The sequence below is a fragment of the Streptomyces melanogenes genome, assembly GCF_014649795.1.
GTDB classification, from domain to species: domain Bacteria; phylum Actinomycetota; class Actinomycetes; order Streptomycetales; family Streptomycetaceae; genus Streptomyces; species Streptomyces noboritoensis.
Genome location: NZ_BMTS01000013.1, coordinates 42181 through 59102 on the forward strand (window position 1 = coordinate 42181; position 16922 = coordinate 59102).

Here is a 16922-nt window from a genome sequence, read left to right on the forward strand (position 1 = left end):
TGGTGAAGAACGAGCGGATCCGAAGCGGACCCAGGGGCGCGGGGAACTGCGCGACCAGTTGGGGACGGCCCGCAGACGAACAACCGCATTCCCAGCGGAGCGCCTACGCGTCGGGTACGTGCGTCAGCTTGTCCGGGTTGCGGATCGCGTCCACCGACGTGATCCGGCCGCCGTCCACGGTGATCGCCACGATCGTGCGGGCGCCGTCCCAGTGGTACAGCGCGAGCCCGGGCGCGCCGTTGACGTGCGCGAGGCGCAGCCCGTCCGGCGGGACGTGCACGCGGGTGAGGGCGACGATGCCGCGCGCCACGTTGCCGGCGCCGCGCACGATGCCGTGCAGGGCGGTCACCTTGCCTCCGCCGTCGCCGCGCCAGACCACCTCGGGGTCGAGCAGCGAGACCAGCCGCTCCAGATCCCCCTCCTGGCAGGCCTGGCCGAAGGCGCTGACCAGCTCGCGCTGGCGGGCGTACCCGGCGGGGTGGTGCGGGCGGCTGCCGTCGACGTGGCGGCGGGCCCGCGAGGCCAGCTGGCGTACGGCCGCCGGGGTGCGGCCCACCACGCCCGCGACCTCCTCGAAGGGCAGCCCGAACACGTCGTGCAGCAGGAACGCGGTGCGCTGGGCGGGCGACAGCTCGTCCAGGACGATCATCAACGCCATCGACACGGACTCGTCGAGGGTGACCCGGTCGGCGGGGTCCTGCTCGTCCGGCGCGTGCTCCACCAGCGGCTCGGGCAGCCAGGTGCCGACGTACCGCTCCCGCCGCACCCGCGCGCTCCCCAGCGCGTCCAGGGCGAGGCGCCCCACGGTCGTCGTCAGCCAGGCCCGCAGATCACGGACGGCACCCGGGTCCTCCAGGCCGCGCAGCCTCAGCCACGCCTCCTGGACGCAGTCCTCGGCCTCCGCCAGGCACCCCGTCGTCGTATAGGCGACCCGCAGCAGCCGGGGCCGCTCGCGCTCGAAGGCCCGGGCCAGTCCGTCCTCGTTGGACAGCGGCCCGCGCGCCCCGCTCACCGAAGCCCCGCGACGCTCGCCCAGACCTGCTCGGTGCGCAGCCACTCCCCGAACGACATGGTGCCGCGCACATCGGGCCGCTCCACGGTGAGCGCGCCCGCCCGCAGCGCCTGGCCCATCCGGCCGGGCAGCGGCATCGGCATCAGGACGGCCTTGCGGCCGGTGACGTTGCGCCAGACCCGGGCCATCTCGCGGACGTCGGTGTCCTCGGGCCCGCACACCTCGATCCGCCCCCGGTGCGGCACCCCCTCCGCCACGTCGGCGACCACCCAGGCGGCCTCCATGCAGGCGACCGTGCGCAGCCTGGCCCGGGGCACCGGCACCACCCCCCACTTGGCGGCCGACGCGAGCGCCGAGGCGAGCAGTTCGTGGAACTGGGTGGCCCGCACGATCGTCCAGGGCACCCTGCCTTCCCGTACGACCCACTCCTGTTCGGCCTTGACCTGCATGTATCCCATCGGCACCATGTCGCAGCCCACGATCGAGACGCAGACGTGGTGCTGTACGCCCACGGCGCGCGCGGCGGCGAGCAGCCGCCGCGACCCGTCCACGAGCGTGCGGGCCGCCCCCTTGGCGGTCCCGTGGCCGTTGGCCGCGTCCACCAAAACGTCGCACCCCGCAAGGGCGTCGATCAGCCCCTCCCCCGTGGTCAGGTCGACCGGGTACTCCGGTGACCTACGGCTCAGCACCCGTACGCGGTGCCCCCGCGTACGCAGCTCCTCGGCGACGCGGCTTCCCAGCGTCCCCGTCCCTCCCGCAATGGCGATGTCCATGTCCCTAGGACGACGCGCCGGGCCAGGATGTGACAAGGGCGTACCGCTCCCCCGGTCGGAAAGCAAGCACCGGACTAGCTGTGCAGTGCACCGGGCGTCTCGGGGTGTCCCTCGGGCTCCAGCTGGATCGTGGAATGGGCCACGTCGAAGTGGTCGCCGACGCACCGCTGGAGGCGCCCGAGGAGGTCCCCGTACCCGTCGGCAAGGGCGGCGTCGGAGACCACCACATGGGCAGTGAGGACCGGCATGCCGGAGGTGACGGTCCAGCCGTGCAGATCGTGGACGGCCAGCACGCCGGGCTCCTCCAGGAGGTGCCGGCGCACCTCCGCCAGGTCCATGTCCTGCGGGGTGGCCTCCATCAGGACGTGCAGGGCGTCGCGCAGCAGTCCGTACGCCCTCGGCACGATCAGCAGGCCGATCACGATGGAGGCGATCGGGTCGGCCGCCTGCCAGCCCGTCAGCAGGATGATCAGACCGCCGACGATCACCGCGACCGAGCCGAGCGCGTCGCCCAGGACCTCCAGATAGGCGCCGCGCAGATTGAGGCTCTGGTCCTTGGCGTCCCGCAGCAGCCAGAGCCCGACCAGGTTCGCCGCGAGCCCGCCCACCGCGACCGCGAACATCAGCCCGCCCTTGACCTCGACCGGCTCGCTGAACCGGCCGATCGCCGACCACAGCACCCAGACGAAGATCGCCACCAGCAGCAGGGCGTTCAGGACGGCCGAGAAGATCTCCACCCGGTAGAAGCCGAAGGTGCGCCGGGGCGTGGGGGCGCGCTGGGCCAGGGTGATCGCGCCGAGCGCCAGCGCGACGCCGACCGCGTCGGTGAGGCTGTGCGCGGCGTCCGCGAGCAGCGCGAGCGAGCCGGAGAGCAGCGCGCCGACCACCTGGATGACGGTGATCGACGCGCTGATGCCGATGGTCCACAGCAGCCGGCTGCGGAACGTGCCGCTCAGGGTGCCCGCAGCCCCGGAGGGAGGTCCGTGGTCATGGCCCATGCCCGCCAGTCGATCACGCCCCGGTGAGGCCCGCTACCGGGGCGGGCGACGGCTGCCCCACCCGTTGGGCGAGGCGGAGGGCGGCCGTGCCGGGTCCGGAGGAGGCGAGCACCGAGGGGACCACGTTCGGCAGCGAGCCGCCGCGCAGCGACTCCTCGCTGTAGCGGCGCACGTTCCGGTGCCAGTGCAGGATCCCGGCGATCCAGTCCTCGAACTCCTTCACATACGCGTCGAGCGCCGCCCGCCCGTCCGCGTCGAGCCCGAACTCCTCGAACAGGAGCGGGATCTCGGTCTTCTTGAGGTGCAGGAACTGCCGCAGCCGCGAGCGCACCAGGTCGTCGGCGATCCGCACGGCGGTCGGGTAGTCGCAGTCGAAGAAGCGTTGCACGACCAGGAGCAGGTTGTGCACCTCGCCCTCGTACTCGATCTCCTTCTGGTACGAGAAGAAGTCGTTGATCAGCATCCCGTAGTCCATCGCGGAGTTCTCCAGGGCGCTCATCGTGCCCGTACGGAAGATCTCCGGCGGCAGCGTGTCGGCGTGCCGCATCCGGCTCAGGGCGACGGTCATGTCGGAGCCGAAGGTGTGCCGCCGCATCTCGATGTAGTCGACCGGGTCGGGGATGCGGTGCTGGCCCTGGTTGAACAGCTCCCACAGCCAGCTCTCCAGCATCACCTCGACCGCGCGGCGGAAGGTCTGCCGTCCGTACGGCGACATCGGCCCCGCCGTGCGCGCCCACAGATCGGCGAGCGAACGTTCCATCGGGGTGACGGCGAGGGCGGTCCCCGCCGCCGGATCGTCGAGGTCGAGGACGTCGAGGAACCGTGCGTGGGCGGCCCGCGCACCGGCGAGGTCGCGCGAACGGCCGTACACCAGCGGGTAGTAGTCGTCCCCGTACGTCCCCCAGGTCAGCCACTGGGCGTGGAGCTCCAGCTCCTCCGAGGTGGCGTCCGGGTCGAGTCCGGCCGAGCAGAGCGCGAAGTCGTAGCCGAGCAGCTTCTGCTCGTCCCAGATGTCGTCGAGCAGACCCATCCGGCGCGCCCAGGCGACCGAGCGGTCCCGGGCCTCGGCGTGGTGCGGGCTGAGCCCCAGCTCGAAGGGGATGTCGAAGTCGGGCAGCAGGGAGGGACCGACGCGCTCGAACGGCACATGGGCGTGGCTGCGCAGCCGGGCCGCGGCCGGGCGCCCGAAGAGGTTCTTGATGTCGAGGGCGGAGGTCCCGAGCACCCCTCCGAACATCGAATGGCGCGCCTCGGCCTCCTTGTTCATGTACCGGCTGGAGCGCATGTGCCACTCGTGCCCGCCGGACTGCCAGTCCTGGAGCCCCTTCACGTACGCGGCGATCCGCGCGCACTCCTCGGCGCTGAGCCCTTTGTCGAGGCACAGCGCCGGGACTTCGGTGAGGGCGGTGTTCTCGAACTGTTGGAGCCGGGAGGTGAGGAGGTCGTTGACGGTCTCGGCGGCTTCCTGGGTGGAACACCCGAGAAAGGTCTCCAGCACGAGGATCCCGTTGCTGAGCTCCCCTTCGTCCTCGACCTCCCGCTGGTACGAGAAGAGGTCGTTGCGCAGATGGACGCCGTCCGAGAAGGCGTCGGTGAGGACCCGCAAGGGGCGTGAGGTGGCGACGGAGGCCGGGAGTTCGGCGTTCGCCGCGTACTCGATGATCCCCGCCGACCAGGGCGCGCCGCCGACCTTGCGGCGCATCTCGATGTACTCGACGGGGTTGGCGATGCGCCCCGCGTTCATGTTGACGAGCTCCCACATGGACTCGTTGAGGAGGTTGCGGGTGGACTCGGCGAACCGTTCCCGCCAGCCGTAGGACATGCTGGGAACGGTCCGGGCCCACAGGTCGGCGAGCCCCTTCTCGACTTGGTTGGTGGGTTCAGGGAACCCGTCCTCAAGATCCATGGGCATAAAGGCGCCGAGCCGTTCGAGATAGGCCTTGCCGCCATCGGAGTCGAGCGTCCGCTTGAACTCTTCGAGGAAATGGTCGTCGAAGAAGAAGACCCAGACATACCAGTCGGTGACGAGGGAGAGGGCCTCGGCGTCGCAGTCGGGGTGGGTGTACGAGCACAGCAGCGCGTAGTCGTGGGCGTCGAGGTCGCTCAGCTCCCAGATGCCGGAACCTTCCAGCATGCCCATCTCGCGGGCCCACTCGCGGGAGTGGACCCGCGCGGCTTCGAGATGGGGATTGAGCCGTGCCGGATACGGCATATAGAAATCCGGCAGGACGAACGGCTGGGTCACTGGGCTTCCCCTCCTGATGGCACCAGTTGGTCGGCCCCAGCACTACCCGCCGTCCGGGTGGGCATTCCGAACGGTTGCGCCAGTCATACGAAAGTGTGAGATCACGGGGAAACGGTGACGGGCGGGTGCGAAGCGTGGGCCCGCCGCTGATCATCGGCGTATGGCACCGAGCTCGAAACACACGCTGCACCTGTCCCAGCAGCCGGAGGCCGACGCGCTGCTCGGCCTCCGCCCTCCCCCAAGCTCTTAAGGAGCAGGGGGGACCCCCAGCCGCGCTGGTCGGGATGCTGCTCGACCAGCAGGTCCCGATGGAGTGGGCCTTCGCGGGCCCGTACACGATCGCGACGCGGATGGGCGCGGACGATCTGGACGCGGCGGTGATCGCGTCCTACGACCCGGACGCCTTCGCGGACCTCCTGAAGCAGAAACCGGCGGTACACCGCTATCCCGGCTCCATGGCCCAGCGCATCCAGCAGCTGTGCCGCTTCCTGGTGGAGGAGTACGGGGGTGACGCGGAGGCGGTGTGGCGGGACGCGCCGACGGGCGCGGAGCTGCTGACCCGCCTCAAGGCGCTCCCCGGCTTCGGCGACCAGAAGGCCCGCATCTTCCTGGCCCTCCTGGGCAAGCAGCTCGCGGTCCGCCCGCCTGGCTGGCGCGAGGCGGCGGGCCCGTACGGCGACCCCGACTGCCACCGCTCGGTGGCGGACATCACGGGGCCGGAGACGCTGGCGAAGGTACGGGCGTACAAGCAGGAGATGAAGGCGCGGATGTGAGGGGCCCGGGGTTCGTCTGCGGCTGAGTGGGCGGCTGGTCGCGCAGTTCCCCGCACCCCTAAAAGCGGATTGCCGCGGAGCGGCATCTAAGGGGCGCGGGGAACTGCGCGACCAGCCCGCCACCGCCCGCAGACGAACGGGGTCCGGGGGCGCAGCCCACGGGGCTATCTGCGCCGCGTGCCGAAAAGGCTGCGCGTGATCTCGCGGCCCAGCTGCGTCCCCACAGACCGCGCCAGCGACCGAAAGATCCCGCTCCCCACCACCTGCTCCGCCAACGACTTGTCCTCCTTCTTCCCCTCCGGCTTCCCCTCGGGCAGAGCCGCCTCCACAGACGCCGCCTCCCGCCCCCTCTCCTCCGCAGACAGCTTCTCGAACGCCGACTCCCGGTCGACCGCCTCCGCGTAACGCCCGTACAGCAGCGAGGACTTGACCAGCCGGTCGAGGTCCTCCCCCGGCACCGGCCCCATCAGGGACTGGGGCGCACGCAGCCGCGTCGCCGCGACCGGCGTCGGCGCCCCCGACTCGCTCAGGACGGTGATCACCGCCTCGCCCGTACCGAGCCCGGTGAGCGTGGACTCCAAGTCGTACGGCGACTTCGGAAACGTACGCACCGTCGCCTTCAGCGCCTTCGCGTCGTCCGGCGTGAACGCCCGCAGCGCGTGCTGCACCCGGTTGCCCAGCTGCCCCAGCACATCCGCGGGCACGTCCTTCGGCGTCTGCGTCACGAAGAAGACGCCGACCCCCTTCGAGCGAATGAGCCGCACCGTCTGCGTGATCGACTCCAGGAACGCCTTCGACGCCCCGCTGAACAGCAGATGCGCCTCGTCGAAGAAGAAGACGAGCTTGGGCCGGTCCACGTCGCCGACCTCCGGCAGCCCGTTGAACAGCTCCGCGAGCAGCCACATCAGGAAGGTCGAGAAGAGCTGCGGCTTGTCCTGGACGGCGGGCAGTTCGAGTACGGACACCAGCCCGCGCCCGTCCGGCGCCAGCCGCAGCAGCTCGGTGACGTCGAACTCGGGCTCGCCGAAGAAGTCGCTGGCGCCCTGCTGCTCGAACGCCGTGACCGACCGCAGGATCACCCCGGCCGTCGCGGACGAAAGCCCGCCGATCCCCTTCAGCTCCGGCTTGCCCGCGTCCGAGACCAGGAAGCCGGTGACCGCCTTGAGGTCCTTCAGGTCGTACAGCTCAAGGCCCTTGGAGTCGGCGTAGTGGAAGATCAGCCCGAGCGACTGCTCCTGCGTCTGGTTGAGCTGGAGCACCTTCGACAGCAGTACGGGCCCGAAGCTGGTGACCGTGGCGCGCAGCGGGATGCCCGTGCCGATGCCGCCGAGCGCGTAGAACTCGCAGGGGAACCCGGCCGCCTCCCAGGTCTGCCCGACCTGCCCGGCCCGCTCCCGCACCTTGGGGCTGTCCTGCCCGGGCGCGGAGATCCCGGAGACGTCCCCCTTCACGTCCGCGAGGAAGACCGGGACGCCGTTCGCGGACAGCTGCTCGGCGATGAGCTGGAGCGTCTTGGTCTTGCCGGTGCCGGTCGCTCCGGCGACCAGACCGTGCCGGTTGAGCATGGCGAGCGGGATGCGGACCGGCGCGTCGGCGTGGCACTGCCCGTCCCAGAGCACGGAGCCGAGCTCCATGGCGGGGCCGGTGAAGGCGTACCCGGTGGCGATCTCGGCGACGGGGGGAGGGAGGGAGACGGAGGAGGTCGCGGCGGGCGGCGCCCCCGGGGTCGCGGCGGGCTTCTCGCCCTGCGGCGCGCCCGGCTCCGTACCCGGTGTCACGTCCGGCGTCCCGCCCGGCGTTACGTCCCGCGCCGCGCCCGGCGTCTCGTCGCTGTCGGTCATGGCGAGCCCCCAATGTCGGGTTTGCGGCACTCCGCCCAGGATCGCACTCGCGCACCATGGCTGCGCCCGGAGCCGCTTGCCCGGTAGGCTTTCCGTGTGATCTTCAAGCGCATCGGAAGCGGGCGGCCGTACCCCGACCACGGCCGGGAAAGCACCCGGCAGTGGGCGGACGTCGCGCCGCGCCCGGTCCGGCTCGATCAGCTCGTCACCACGAAGGGCCAGCTCGACCTGGAGACCCTCCTCGCGGAGGACTCGACGTTCTACGGCGACCTCTTCGCCCACGTCGTGAAGTGGCAGGGCGACCTGTACCTGGAGGACGGGCTGCACCGCGCGGTGCGCGCGGCGCTCCAGCAGCGGCAGGTGCTGCACGCGCGCGTACTGGAAATGGACTGAGCGACTCCGCTTCAGGCCGTCCGGAGTGATCCTTACTGATCCTTTCGGGCCCTTTCCCGCGCATACGGGCGCCATCCATTGATCATTTAGTAGGCATCGCCACCGGGCCGCACTACGCTGCGCACATGAGCATGCTCACTCCCCCCGGCATGGGCGGAAAGTACCGCATCACGGGTGACAAGTACCCGAGGATGCGCCGCCCCCGCCGACGCGGCCGACTCCTGCTCGCGGCGGTCGCCGCCGTCGTGGCCCTCGGCCTGATCGGCTGGGGGACGATCCAGCTCATCGACGTCTTCGGCGGGTCGGACGACGCGAAGAAGGAGACGGCGGGCGCGAAGCACGACTGCGCGCCGAGCGCGTCGCCGTCCACGGCGACCGCGGCGGCGGCCGCGCTGCCGAAACCCGCCCAGATCACGGTGAACGTCTACAACGCGACGCCGCGGGGTGGGCTGGCCAAGGAGACGGCGGACGAGCTCAAGAAGCGCGGGTTCGCCATCGGCAAGGTGGGGAACGCGCCGGAGGAGTACGACAAGAAGGTCACCGGGAACGGGATACTGCTGGGTGCGCCGGGGGCCACTCGGGGGGCGTTCTCGGTGCTCGGTACGCAGCTGAAGGGCGCGGCGCAGAAGACTGACGCCCGCACGACGCCGGACGTCGACCTGATCCTCGGCTCGACGTTCCAGACCCTGGACCCGGCCCAGCAGGCGGCCACGGCGCTGGCGGCACTGGGTAAGCCGACGCCGCAGGCTGCCACCAAGTGTTAAGCCCCTCCCCGCCCCTTCCCTAAACCCTCCGGGGGTGGGTGGGGGCGGGCCTGCGGCCCCTGCACCTCGCTTCGCGTTCGTCTGCGGACCGTGGATGGCTGGTCGCGCAGTTCCCCGCGCCCCTAAAGATGCCGCTCCGCGGCAATCCCCTGGGCGCCCCGAAGGGGCGCATCTCAGGGGCGCGGGGAACTGCGCGACCAGCCCCCGCCGGGCCACAGACGAACAGGGGGCCGGGGCGGAGCCCCGGAGGGGGTTACTCCGCCGAGCCGTACATGCGGTCGCCCGCGTCGCCCAGGCCCGGGACGATGTACCCGTGCTCATTGAGCCGCTCGTCCACAGACGCCGTCACGACAGTGACCGGCGTGCCCGCGAGCTCGCGCTCCATGACCTCGACGCCCTCCGGCGCGGCGAGCAGGACGACCGCCGTGACGTCGTCCGCACCGCGCTTGATGAGCTCCTTGATCGCCGCGACCAGCGTGCCGCCCGTCGCCAGCATCGGGTCCAGGACGTACACCTGGCGCCCCGAGAGGTCCTCCGGCATGCGCGTCGCGTACGTGGAGGCCTCCAGGGTCTCCTCGTTGCGGATCATGCCCAGGAAGCCCACCTCGGCGGTCGGCAGCAGGCGGACCATGCCGTCCAGCATGCCGAGGCCCGCCCGCAGGATCGGGACCACCAGTGGACGCGGGTACGACAGCTTCACGCCCGTCGTCGGGGTCACCGGGGTCTCGATGTCGACCTGCTCGGTGCGCACGTCGCGCGTGGCCTCGTACGCGAGCAGGGTGACCAGCTCGTCGGCGAGGCGCCGGAAGGTCGCGGAGTCGGTGCGCTTGTCGCGCAGGGTGGTGAGCTTGTGGGCGACCAGGGGGTGGTCGACGACGTGGAGACGCATAACCCCACAGTAACCGGGCGAACGGCCCGCCCGCGCCGTCCGCGCTGGCATCAAACCACCCACCCGAGGGAAGGTGGGAGGGACTGACGAGGGACCGACACACCCCCGGGGCGGTGCCCACTCATGGCCAAGAAGGACGCCGGCAAGGACACGGGCCGGCAGGACGACACGGGCGGCACGGACGACGCGCCGCCCGAGACCCCCGCCGAGCGGCGCCGCCGGCGTGCCCAGTTCCTGCGCGAGCTGCACGAGGCGAAGGCCCTGCGCGACCGCGTCCAGCCCCGCCGCGCCCGCGCGGCCCGTATGCGCCAGGCCATGCGCATGCGAACCTTCCGCTGGTGACCTGAGAATCCTGCCGGCGCGGCGACCGGAGAAACGCAACCGCGGAAGAACTCTCGCAACGGCGTTGTTTCTGCAACGATTCCAGTGAAGCCACGGCCGGGGGGACCCCCAACCGGCATGCCTATGACCAGTGGGAGAGTCACGGTGTACTTCGCCGCACTGCTCGCGCGCACCGAAGACGGGTGGGAAGCGAGCGACACAGAGCTCGACGATGTGGAGACCCTGTCCGACCTCGCCGACCTGGCCCGGGAGGCCACGGCCGACGGGGCCGACGACACGGTGCTCGTCTTCATCGAGCAGGAGGATGTCTGGTTCGGCGTCGTCCGCGTGGACGGCGAGGAGGACCCGCGCATCTACGTCTCCAACGCCGCAGCCGCCGCCCGTTCCTCGTACGGAGAGATCCTCCTGACCGACGAACTGCTCGGCCGCGATCCGGCCTCCGACGACAGCGCCGACGACCTGGACGCGCTGGACCTCGACGGCACGGAGGACGGCGACCTCGACGAACAGGAGGACCCGGACGACGAAGCCGTGGACGCCCTCGACCCGGTGCCCGCGGGCCCGCTCGGGGACACCGCGATCCTCGCCGACCTCGGCGTGAGCGAGGGCCAGCTGCTCACGCTCGACTCGGACGCGCTGGTGGAGATCGCCGACGCGCTGGGAGCGGCCGAGGTGCTGGAGGCCGTGCGCTAGTGGCCGTGGCGCACGATCCCGTACGAGACCCCTGGGCGGAGCCGATGCGCACCGCCCTGGGGGAGGCCGGGCGGGCCGCGCTGGCCGGCGACGTGCCGGTCGGCGCCGTCGTGCTGTCCGCGGCCGGCGAGGTGCTCGCCACCGCCCACAACGAGCGCGAGATCACCGGCGACCCCACGGGGCACGCGGAGATCGTCGCGCTCCGGCGGGCGGCGCGGAAGACCGGCGAGTGGAGGCTGACCGGCTGCACGCTCGTGGTGACCCTGGAGCCGTGCGTCATGTGCGCGGGCGCGTTGGTGCAGTCCCGGGTCGAACGGGTCGTGTACGGGGCGCGCGACGAGAAGGCGGGCGCGGCCGGGTCCCTGTGGGACCTGGTGCGCGACCGGCGCCTCAACCACCGCCCCGAGGTGATCCAGGGCGTGCTTGAGGACGAGTGCTCCCGCCAGCTGACGGCCTTCTTCCGGGACCGCTGACCGGACGCGGAGGCGGCGACGGCCCGGTCGTGACCCACGTCTCACCCCGGTCGCCGCATACGGATTTCAAACCACGGGCCACCTTGGGCTAAGCTCTCTCTCGGTAGCGTGTCCGAGCGGCCGAAGGAGCTCGCCTCGAAAGCGAGTGTGGCGCAAGTCACCGAGGGTTCAAATCCCTCCGCTACCGCTCTCAGAAGGGCCCCGACAGCGTCGGGGCCCTTCTTGCGTGCCTGGACGGGCCCGCCGGGTACGCGAAAGCCCCGGTCGAGGACGACCGGGGCTCTCACGTCTGGGACGGGGGGAGCGGCATCGGGGGGACAAGCCGCTCCCCCCGACGAGAACGGGCCTGCAAGTCCATGCCGCGTTCAGGGGGGAAGCTCGCGGCGCGGACCCCGCAGTGAGGCCCTGTTCCGGCCCCGCGGATTCCTGCCAGATCCGCTGGGCTCTGGAACCATCCTGCTCCCGCGTCACGTCCGTAACGTCCGGCGAAGGGCCCCGATCCGGGGGTCCTTGGTCCTTAAAGACGGGGTGAGGACGGCGGAAGTGGTGTTGGTTAGACTCACGCGAGCGCACAGGGGAGCCGGGGAGGGTGCACGCACGTGGACGTGAAGAAGGTCCTGCTCTACTGCGCGGTCGTCTTCGTGCTGTACACGATCATCACCTCGCCCGTGGAGGCGGCGGGGATGGTCCAGACGGGGTTCGAGGGGATCTCCTCCGCCGCGAAGGGGATCGGCCAGTTCATGACCGAGCTGGTCCGCTGAATCGCTGATTCATGGGGGACCGCTCGTACGATCGGCGAGGGCGCTGACTCGTACGTACGGCAAGGAGCACACATGATCCGCCATCTGGTCCTCTTCAAGCTCAACGAAGGCGTGGCGCGCGACGAGGCGCGCGTCGCCGCCGGGGTGAAGGCGTTCGAGGAGCTGGACGGGCTCGTCCCCGAGCTGAGGTTCTGGGAGTGCGCCTGGAACATCACCGACCGGCCCATCGCCTACGACTTCGCCATCAACTCGGCGGTCGAGGACGCGGACGCGCTGAAGCGCTACCTCGAACACCCGGCCCACCAGGCGGCGGCCGCGCAGTGGCGCGAGTTCGCCACGTGGGTGATCGCCGACTACCCGTTCTGAGCCGGTACGCAGCGAGGCCCCGCACCCGAGTGGTGCGGGGCCTTTCGCGTGCCCGGGGGCGGGCGTCGCGCGGGGCAAATGCCCAACTTGCCCTCAACACGTGGTTATACGGTGCTTGCACACAGTGGACATGTCTTGTGATGCTATGACCGCTTTTGACGGATGAGTCGACGATGGTTCGACCGAAGTTGACCGCGACTGTGACCACGACATTGACCGCGCAGTGACCGCAAAGGGGTGGCGTTGACCGTGCCGGCCAGTACCGCACCTCAAGTGCCGCCCCAGAACGAGCCCCAGGAGCCCCCCGAGAGCCACCGGACGCCCGTACAGGCACCCGCGCAGGCGTCGTCCGTACAGACGCCCGTACAGACGCCCGCACAGGCCCCCGTACGGACCAGCAGCCGGGGCGCGGACACCCGGGCGCTCACCCAGGTCCTCTTCGGGCAGCTCAAGGGCCTGCAACCGGGCACCGAGGAGCACCACCGGGTGCGCGGGGCGCTGATCGAGGCGAACCTGCCGCTGGTGCGGTACGCGGCGGCCCGCTTCCGCTCCCGCAACGAACCGATGGAGGACGTGGTCCAGGTCGGCACGATCGGGCTGATCAACGCGATCGACCGGTTCGACCCGGAGCGCGGGGTGCAGTTCCCGACCTTCGCCATGCCGACGGTGGTGGGCGAGATCAAGCGGTACTTCCGCGACAACGTGCGCACCGTGCACGTCCCGCGTCGGCTCCACGAGCTCTGGGTCCAAGTGAACGGCGCCACCGAGGACCTGACGACCCTTCACGGACGTTCGCCGACCACCGCCGAGATCGCCGACCGGCTGAAGATCGGCGAGGACGAGGTGCTCGCCTGCATCGAGGCCGGCCGCTCGTACCACGCGACCTCCCTGGAAGCGGCCCAGGAGGGCGACGGCCTGCCGGGCCTGCTCGACCGGCTCGGCTACGAGGACCCGGCGCTCGCCGGGGTCGAGCACCGCGATCTGGTCCGCCACCTCCTCGTACAACTGCCCGAACGCGAGCAGCGGATCCTGATGCTCCGCTACTACAGCAATCTGACGCAGTCCCAGATCAGCCAGGAGCTGGGCGTGTCCCAGATGCATGTGTCCAGGCTGCTGGCCAGGAGCTTCGCGCGGCTTCGATCCGCAAATCGAATCGAGGCGTAACCGGATCGAGTGATCCACGTCCGGGTGAACAATCCGGCGGCAAAACCGGCACACCCCTTGTTAACTGCACGGATCCACCTGTGACTTGTCGACATGTCACTACAGCGTGTTGCCGACATGTGACATTCTGCTGGAACCGCGTTTGCCGCAGCTCCGCCTCCGGTATTCAGGTGGAGGCTGCGTTCCTCCGATGGTCGTGGCCACCGCGACCGTCCGCGACCTCAAGGGGGTGGCATGTCCGCAGAACAGGGCAGCTCGAAGGTGCAGGTGCTCACGCTCATGAAGAGCGTGCCCGCGCCCGATGTGCGCGAGAGCTCGGAAGCCATCGACAGCCGTGCCGTGCCCGGCTCCCCCGAGGCGCTCGACACCGCCGCCCCGGCGGTCTCCATCGCCGCCCCGCGGCGGGAGGCGACGGGGTCCACGGGATCTTCTGGGTCCCACGAACCGCTGGACACCCGCACGCTCTCCCGTTCCCTGTTCCTGCGGCTGGCCGCGCTGGGCAGCGCGGAGAGCCCGGAGCGTACGTACGTACGCGACACCCTGATCGAGCTGAACCTGCCGCTGGTGCGGTACGCGGCGGCCCGCTTCCGCTCCCGCAACGAGCCGATGGAGGACATCGTCCAGGTCGGCACGATCGGCCTGATCAAGGCGATCGACCGGTTCGACTGCGAACGGGGCGTGGAGTTCCCGACGTTCGCGATGCCGACGGTGGTCGGGGAGATCAAGCGCTTCTTCCGCGACACGAGCTGGTCGGTGCGGGTCCCGCGCCGCCTCCAGGAGCTCCGCCTGGCCCTGACCAAGGCGAGCGACGAACTGGCCCAGAAGCTGGACCGCTCGCCGACCGTCCCGGAGCTGGCGGCGGTCCTCGGCGTCTCCGAAGAGGACGTGGTGGACGGCCTCGCGGTCGGCAACGCGTACACGGCCTCCTCTCTCGACTCCCCGTCCCCCGAGGACGACGGCGGCGAGGGCTCGCTGGCGGACCGCCTCGGCTACGAGGACGCGGCGCTGGAGGGCGTGGAATACCGCGAGTCCCTCAAGCCCCTCCTGGCCAAACTCCCGCCCCGCGAACGCCAGATCATCATGCTCCGCTTCTTCGCGAACATGACCCAGTCCCAAATCGGCGAGGAGGTCGGCATCTCCCAGATGCACGTGTCGCGCCTGCTCACGCGGACGCTGGCGCAGCTACGGGAGGGCTTGATCGCGGACTAGGGGGCGGGGGCCGGACCCCCGCCTGCCCGCTTTCGCGCGGGGCGCGGCCTTGGCTGCGCCACCGCAGACACCACGCTGCCTCGGCGCCTCCGCGCGGGGCACGGTCCGGCGGGCCTCCGCTCCCCTCCCCCCTAGCTGCGGGCAGTCGTGCCGCTTGGGGCTGGGGGTCCCCCCTGCTCATTAAGAGCTTGGGGGAGGGTGGGCGCAGCGGCACCCTTTCAGTGCTGGGCACGCCCCCTCCCCCGCCTCAGCCCCGTTCCGGGGTTCACAATTGATGGTGCGTCAGCAACACTGGCGCGATGCGACGTGCTGCGTTGATCGGCGTATCGGCGGCCGCCACGCTCGCGCTGGGCGGCACGGTGGCCGCCTGCGGCGGGGAGGGCGGCAAGCCGTACGTGGCCGTGGGCGAGCAGGCCCCGTCGGGCAAGGCGGTGCCGCCTCACGGCAAGGTGGAGCTGGTTCCGCTGGACGGGGGGAGGGCAGCCCGGCGGGACGGGGGAGGCCGCGTGCCCACCCTCCCCCAAGCTCTTAATGAGCAGGGGAGACCCCCAGCCCCAAGCGGCACGAATGCCCACAGCGGCGGCGGGACGGACAGCGCAGGCGGCGCAGGCGCGGCCAGCGGCGGCACAGGAACCACGGGCGGCACAGGTTCAGCCGCAGGCGGAGGCGGCTCGGCCGGAAGTGGAACCACAGGTGGCGGCACAGGCACGCCCGGCAGCGGTAGCGCCGCAGGCGGAAGCGGCGGCGGCTCGGCGAGCGGCGGAAGCACATCCGGCGGCGGAGCCAGCACGGGCGGCGGCGGAACCACAGGCGGCCCCACCACGACCGGCGGCACAGGCACCCCGGGCGGCAGCCCCACCCCCGCCGCCCTGACCCTAGGCACCCCCACCCGAACCCCCACCCCCACCCGCCGCTGCGAATCCGTCACCCTCCCCCTCCGCAACACCGGCGGCACAGCGACCACACCGGGCACGCTCACCTTCGCCACCCACGTCATCGGCCTGCTAGGCGTCGACTGGGCGACGATCACGACCACCCAGCCCCTCGCCCCCGTACCCGCCCGCACCGCCACGACACGTACGTACACCGTCTGCCTCGACGCCTGGCGCGTACCGCTGGGAATGCACATCGAGACCCGCTCCGTCACCGCCGACTGGCGCTGACGAAACGGGTCTCGACAAGACGTACGAGAGGTACGTACGAGACGTACGGGAGGGGTCAGCCCAGCGCGAGCCAGGCGACGCCCGCGAGGACGGCGAGTACGACGACGATGCCCACGATCAGGCCGACGCGCGGACCGGCCGGCGCCGCCGCCGGGGTCGCCGCCTGGCGGCCCTGCGGCGCGCCCTCGTCGACGAAGGCGCGGAACATCTGCGTGCTGCCCGCGGGGTCGTAGTTGCCCTCGGGGCCCGGGGTGTTGTGTGCCATGGACGGGACCCTAGCGAAGTCCCGGGTTCCGCCCAACCCCCGCCCCCGCGCGCCCGGGCACGCACACGACACGCTCACGGTGTACGCACACCGCGAGCGGGGCCCACCACCCGCTCCCACCTGCGTATTGACTTCCCACATGCGAACACTTTGCCTGCACTTTACCCCTCCTCGCCCCCATTCACTTGCCTTCAGCAACCAATCACTCCTACACTCCTATGGTTGCCCTAAGCAACGAGATCAAGGAATCTCAGGAACTCCGGCACTCCGGAATCTCACGAGGAGGGCTCGATGGCCGCGCAGAGCCACTACGAGGAGTTGGCCCGGCAGCTCAGCGCCATCGGGGCCGTCAAGCGCGGGCTCGGCCGGATCCTGCCGGCCGAGTGCCCCGCCGGGTCCGCCGCCGTACTCACCCTCCTCGGCCGCCACGGCGAGATGCGGATCAGCAGGCTCGCCGAACTCCTCGATGTGGACATGTCGGTGACGAGCCGTCATGTCGCGCACGTGGCCGCGCGCGGCTGGATCGAGCGCGATCCCGACCCGCTGGACAAGCGGTCGCGGATCCTGCGGCTCACCCCCGCCGGCCGCGCCATGCTCGACGAGCTCGGGCGGCGCACCGCCCAGATGTTCGCCCGGACCCTGCGCGACTGGTCCGACGAGGAGGTCGGGCAGCTGAACGTCATGCTCGCGCGGCTCAGAGAGAGCTTCGACTGCCGCGAGGAGCCCCTCGCCCGTACACCCGCCACCCAACAGGCTTAGAGGAGAAGGAAGTTCATGGCTACATCCACACCGGCCGGT

At 71.0% G+C, this 16922-nt stretch carries 18 protein-coding genes, 1 tRNA gene and 1 pseudogene; 13 read left to right on the top strand and 7 right to left on the bottom strand.

What is annotated here, in order from left to right; all coding sequences use genetic code 11:
• Nucleotides 1–103: 103 nt before the first annotated feature.
• From sigJ to IE252_RS26320, 4 genes are all read right to left on the bottom strand, one after another.
• Nucleotides 104–1012 carry an RNA polymerase sigma factor SigJ gene (gene sigJ / locus IE252_RS26305; protein WP_373298618.1) on the bottom strand — a complete coding sequence of 303 codons (909 nt, stop codon included), beginning with the start codon at nt 1010–1012 and terminating at the stop codon, nt 104–106.
• Nucleotides 1009–1785, bottom strand: coding sequence for an SDR family oxidoreductase (locus tag IE252_RS26310; protein ID WP_190091950.1), 777 nt, complete (start codon nt 1783–1785; stop codon nt 1009–1011). The genes sigJ and IE252_RS26310 overlap by 4 nt, the downstream gene beginning before the upstream one ends.
• A 74-nt stretch (nt 1786–1859) precedes the next feature.
• Entirely contained in the window at nt 1860–2783 is a 924-nt protein-coding gene (locus IE252_RS26315) for a cation diffusion facilitator family transporter (protein ID WP_190091951.1), read from the bottom strand.
• Nucleotides 2784–2796: 13 nt separating this feature from the next.
• A complete protein-coding gene (locus IE252_RS26320) occupies nt 2797–5028 on the bottom strand; it encodes a terpene synthase family protein (protein WP_190091952.1) in 2232 nt (743 codons plus the stop codon).
• Nucleotides 5029–5188: 160 nt separating this feature from the next.
• Between IE252_RS26320 and IE252_RS26325 the strand changes: the two are divergent.
• Nucleotides 5189–5801, top strand: a pseudogene (locus IE252_RS26325) (HhH-GPD-type base excision DNA repair protein).
• Nucleotides 5802–5965: 164 nt separating this feature from the next.
• Here IE252_RS26325 and IE252_RS26330 read toward each other — a convergent pair.
• The gene (locus tag IE252_RS26330) at nt 5966–7642 is read right to left on the bottom strand and encodes a helicase HerA-like domain-containing protein (protein ID WP_190091953.1); all 1677 of its coding nucleotides are present in this window, start codon (nt 7640–7642) and stop codon (nt 5966–5968) included.
• 96 nt (nt 7643–7738) lie between these two features.
• Between IE252_RS26330 and IE252_RS26335 the strand changes: the two genes are divergently transcribed.
• On the top strand, nt 7739–8035 hold the full coding sequence (locus tag IE252_RS26335) for a type II toxin-antitoxin system VapB family antitoxin (protein ID WP_053725882.1): 297 nt from the start codon (nt 7739–7741) through the stop codon (nt 8033–8035).
• Nucleotides 8036–8160: 125 nt separating this feature from the next.
• Nucleotides 8161–8799, top strand: a complete 639-nt coding sequence (locus tag IE252_RS26340; protein WP_190091954.1) for a LytR C-terminal domain-containing protein — start codon at nt 8161–8163, stop codon at nt 8797–8799.
• 253 nt (nt 8800–9052) lie between these two features.
• Here the strand turns inward: IE252_RS26340 and upp are convergent, their stop codons facing one another.
• Nucleotides 9053–9688, bottom strand: coding sequence for a uracil phosphoribosyltransferase (upp, locus tag IE252_RS26345; protein ID WP_190091955.1), 636 nt, complete (start codon nt 9686–9688; stop codon nt 9053–9055).
• A gap of 123 nt (nt 9689–9811) precedes the next feature.
• On the opposite strand from upp, the gene IE252_RS26350 reads away from it, so the two are divergent.
• From IE252_RS26350 to IE252_RS26390, 9 genes are all read left to right on the top strand, one after another.
• The gene (locus IE252_RS26350) at nt 9812–10030 is read left to right on the top strand and encodes a hypothetical protein (RefSeq protein ID WP_190092165.1); all 219 of its coding nucleotides are present in this window, start codon (nt 9812–9814) and stop codon (nt 10028–10030) included.
• A gap of 123 nt (nt 10031–10153) precedes the next feature.
• Complete coding sequence (locus tag IE252_RS26355) at nt 10154–10723, top strand: tRNA adenosine deaminase-associated protein (protein WP_190091956.1); 570 nt, start codon at nt 10154–10156, stop codon at nt 10721–10723.
• A 44-nt stretch (nt 10724–10767) separates the two neighbouring features.
• Nucleotides 10768–11196, top strand: coding sequence for a tRNA adenosine(34) deaminase TadA (gene tadA / locus IE252_RS26360; protein WP_190092146.1), 429 nt, complete (start codon nt 10768–10770; stop codon nt 11194–11196).
• A gap of 102 nt (nt 11197–11298) precedes the next feature.
• A tRNA-Ser gene (locus tag IE252_RS26365) sits at nt 11299–11383 on the top strand.
• A gap of 412 nt (nt 11384–11795) precedes the next feature.
• Nucleotides 11796–11957 (top strand): hypothetical protein, encoded by a 162-nt coding sequence (locus IE252_RS26370; RefSeq protein WP_180357221.1) that lies wholly within the window; start codon nt 11796–11798, stop codon nt 11955–11957.
• A 72-nt stretch (nt 11958–12029) separates the two neighbouring features.
• On the top strand, nt 12030–12323 hold the full coding sequence (locus IE252_RS26375) for a Dabb family protein (protein WP_101389262.1): 294 nt from the start codon (nt 12030–12032) through the stop codon (nt 12321–12323).
• A gap of 249 nt (nt 12324–12572) precedes the next feature.
• Nucleotides 12573–13487, top strand: coding sequence for an RNA polymerase sigma factor SigF (locus IE252_RS26380; protein WP_373298619.1), 915 nt, complete (start codon nt 12573–12575; stop codon nt 13485–13487).
• 234 nt (nt 13488–13721) lie between these two features.
• Complete coding sequence (locus IE252_RS26385; RefSeq protein WP_190091958.1) at nt 13722–14696, top strand: RNA polymerase sigma factor SigF; 975 nt, start codon at nt 13722–13724, stop codon at nt 14694–14696.
• A gap of 299 nt (nt 14697–14995) precedes the next feature.
• On the top strand, nt 14996–15859 hold the full coding sequence (locus IE252_RS26390; RefSeq protein WP_190091959.1) for a hypothetical protein: 864 nt from the start codon (nt 14996–14998) through the stop codon (nt 15857–15859).
• Nucleotides 15860–15914: 55 nt separating this feature from the next.
• Here the strand turns inward: IE252_RS26390 and IE252_RS26395 are convergent, their stop codons facing one another.
• Nucleotides 15915–16124: a hypothetical protein gene (locus IE252_RS26395; protein WP_101389259.1), complete on the bottom strand. Its 210-nt coding sequence runs from the start codon at nt 16122–16124 to the stop codon at nt 15915–15917.
• 291 nt (nt 16125–16415) lie between these two features.
• Between IE252_RS26395 and IE252_RS26400 the strand changes: the two genes are divergently transcribed.
• Complete coding sequence (locus IE252_RS26400) at nt 16416–16883, top strand: MarR family winged helix-turn-helix transcriptional regulator (protein ID WP_190091960.1); 468 nt, start codon at nt 16416–16418, stop codon at nt 16881–16883.
• The last annotated feature ends 39 nt before the right edge of the window (nt 16884–16922 follow it).